Below are 2,809 nucleotides of genomic sequence, written 5' to 3' on the forward strand. Positions count from 1 at the left end.
GCTTGGACGGCCGGCGTCCCTGACAGCCGGAACTGCTGTCGCATCCATGCGTTAGCCCTTCTCTGCAAGAGAAGGACATCAGGCATGGCGTGGTTTTCGACCCTTTCCGATCTCGATCTGGACAGGCAGGTCGCGGCGCTCTCGCGTCAACTTGACGATGTCAGGAAAGCCTTGGCCAAACGCGGCGACACCTATTACGAGGACGGCCGCGAGGCGGCGTCCGATTATTATTCGCAGCTCGCCGACCGCTTTCACGAGGCGCTGCCGGCAATCAGGCGCCGGGGCAGGGCGCTCGAGCACACCGCGCGCGAGCATCCGGCCACCGTGGCCGCCGTCGGACTGGTCGTGGTCGGCCTGCTTGCCGGCCTTCTGATCAGCCGGCGCTGACTCCGGGCTGCAAAACAGAAATGGCGACCGTTCGCGCCGGCCGCCATTCCGTCAGCACGAGAGCCCAACCGGATGAAATCGGGATGGAGTGGGCTCCGGCTTCGATCAGTTCGCGAGCTTGATCCGGCTCTTAGGATCGACCTTCATGACCTGGCTGCATTTGCCGTAGACGGTGCCGTTCTTATCGGTGGCGTCGGTGTAGGTGCCCTTACAGTCGAGCTGCAGCACCAGACAGGAGCCCGAGCCTTTGCAGACCGCGCCGCCGTCGCCTGTCGGATGCGTGCCGGCAAAGGCCGGCGCGGAAACCGAGCCGAAAGCCGAGACGACGAAGGCGGCGGCGAGCGAGATACGCTTGAAGTTGGTCATTTGAGCATTTCCTTCCATTGGTTGCTGGGAGCGCTTTCTGGCGTCCCGGTCGGGTTGAGGAACTCCTTCGTGGCGTCCATGACCGCTTGGTGCGGCCTCCAATGGAAAGGTTCATGGCCCGCGCGATTTTTGTCGCCTGGCGAGCATTGCTGTGAAGGTGTCAGGGTTCAGCGTTTACCGTAGGTGCCGGATCTGCCAGCAGCGCTAAGCGCTCGTTGGGCAGTGGCGGCTTGATGCGGCAAGAGGTCGGGACCGCTTGACAAGCGATCGAACCCGGCTGCGCGCTAATCAGGGGACAGCGGGTGCTCGAAGGAGAGGCTTGTCCCACGAAGCGAAAAATTCCGATGGGAAGACTTGCGCGACCAATACAATGAAGGCCTGTCTTCCCATCGGCAGGTGGGAAGGATCAGGCCTTCTTCTCAACCACCTTCTTATGGTGGTGATGATGGTGGTGGTGATGATGATGATGGTGCCGGCGATGATGCTTGTGATGGTGGTGCTTTACCACCGGGGCCGCATCGGCGCTGGTCGTGCCGAGGATCGGCATGGTGAATGCCAGGGCCAGAGCCAGCCCGAGCGCGGAGAGGAGGGACTTCTTCATGATTTCGTTTCCTTTTACGCGGGCGTTCCGGAGTTCACCGGACCAAATCGGTGACCCAAGCCCCGCGATCGGCACTATCCTCCTGGATTTTTTCGACACTTTTTCCGGACTGTAGATTTTTGTTTCTGGATTGTTTCTGGCGAACCACGATCGCGCCGCGCGCCCTTACGGGCGCGCATGGACGGCTCGACATCATGCTTTTCGAGCCTGATGCGTCAGCTGCGCGCCTCACATCGGCGGCGCCACGCCATGATTGCCGACCACCACCCGGCGCGAAACGAGCTTGCCGCCGCTGCCGCGCTCGGCGCTGACGAACACGGTCATGCCTGGCTTGAGATCCGCAGGCGCAGCGGGCGCGAATTTGACGATCGGCGTCGATTGCGGGATGGCGATCTCTTTCTTCTGGCCATTGCTGTAGGTCAGCGTCACGGTCCTGCCGTTGACCTCGGTCACGTCGGCGACAGTGCCGTTGGTCATTCGGCTGTTGGGCTGCAAATCCCAATCGCGGTCGCCTTCTCCGGTTCCCTTTAACGCCGCCGGGAAGATCACGACTTCCAGCGCGCCGCTGCCGCCGTCGGCCTTGGACACCGATGCGATGCCGAGGAAATCGCCCTGTTTGATATCGGCGGCCGACGCCTTGGCGACACCGGAGATCATCCAGTCGGGGGAAAGGGTGATCGTATCGGTCTTGCCGTCGCGGGCTTTCACCTTCAGCGTCGTACCGGCGAGGTCGACCACCGTGCCGCGCAAGCGCACGGTGTCCGCCTGAGCGGCGCCCGCAAAGCCTGAGATCATGCCGAGTACGATAGCGAATAGCTTCAGTTTCATGGAATCCGATCCTCTTCAAAGGGGCTGGCGTCGCCCGCCTTCCGGCAAGCGACGAGAGCTAACGAATCGGAGTGGGCAAAATGCCGGCGGGTGCGGCCTTCGGCGCTTCAAAAGATCTTGATTGGGCTTCGCGCCACCTTACATGTCGGTGGCCTGCGGCCTCGGCTCCCAGCCGATGACCACGGTCACGATGGCGTGACGGCCAAAACGGCCTCTTGGCAAATCATCCGTTAACGGCCATTCTCCCGCCCGTCTCAGGCAACGCCACATTTCATCTGTGTTGTTTCATCCCAAGGAGTTGCCATGCCCAACACCGCAAGAAACGCTGTTTCCAACAACATCATTGCCGCGTCCGGCCTCAATCCGCTGAAAGCCGTCCGCGAAACGAGGGGATATACGATTGAGGAGCTTTCCTTGACCTGCGGCCTGGCCGTGGGCGAGATCGTCGACATCGAGGACGGCAAGGATGCCGACCCCGCCAAACTCAGGCGTATCGCTTCCGCGCTGCAAGTGCCGGAAGAGGAATTGATCATGATGCCGACCGAAGAGAATCGGCCCACACAGCAATAGAGACGCCGAAGCGTCCGCGAAAAAAGCCCGCCATGGCCCGCCCTGGCGGGCTTTTTG

General features: G+C 61.7%; 5 protein-coding genes. 2 read left to right on the forward strand and 3 right to left on the reverse strand.

Annotated features, from left to right (window positions below; genetic code table 11):
• Positions 1-84 precede the first annotated feature (84 nt).
• A complete protein-coding gene (locus EOA60_RS27105) occupies positions 85-387 on the forward strand; it encodes a DUF883 family protein (RefSeq protein ID WP_095778647.1) in 303 nt (100 codons plus the stop codon).
• Between the two features lie 105 nt (positions 388-492).
• Here the strand turns inward: EOA60_RS27105 and EOA60_RS27110 are convergent, their stop codons facing one another.
• The 3 genes from EOA60_RS27110 to EOA60_RS27120 form a co-directional block, all read right to left on the reverse strand.
• Positions 493-753, reverse strand: a complete 261-nt coding sequence (locus tag EOA60_RS27110) for a hypothetical protein (protein ID WP_067000787.1) — start codon at positions 751-753, stop codon at positions 493-495.
• 406 nt (positions 754-1,159) lie between these two features.
• Positions 1,160-1,354, reverse strand: coding sequence for a hypothetical protein (locus EOA60_RS27115; RefSeq protein ID WP_127246941.1), 195 nt, complete (start codon positions 1,352-1,354; stop codon positions 1,160-1,162).
• A gap of 228 nt (positions 1,355-1,582) precedes the next feature.
• Entirely contained in the window at positions 1,583-2,182 is a 600-nt protein-coding gene (locus tag EOA60_RS27120; RefSeq protein WP_067330070.1) for a hypothetical protein, read from the reverse strand.
• Between the two features lie 303 nt (positions 2,183-2,485).
• Here EOA60_RS27120 and EOA60_RS27125 point away from each other — a divergent pair, with 303 nt between their 5' ends.
• A complete protein-coding gene (locus EOA60_RS27125) occupies positions 2,486-2,752 on the forward strand; it encodes a helix-turn-helix transcriptional regulator (RefSeq protein WP_067330074.1) in 267 nt (88 codons plus the stop codon).
• Positions 2,753-2,809: the final 57 nt, after the last annotated feature.

The organism is Mesorhizobium sp. M1A.F.Ca.IN.020.06.1.1, assembly GCF_004023265.1.
Lineage (GTDB): Bacteria > Pseudomonadota > Alphaproteobacteria > Rhizobiales > Rhizobiaceae > Mesorhizobium.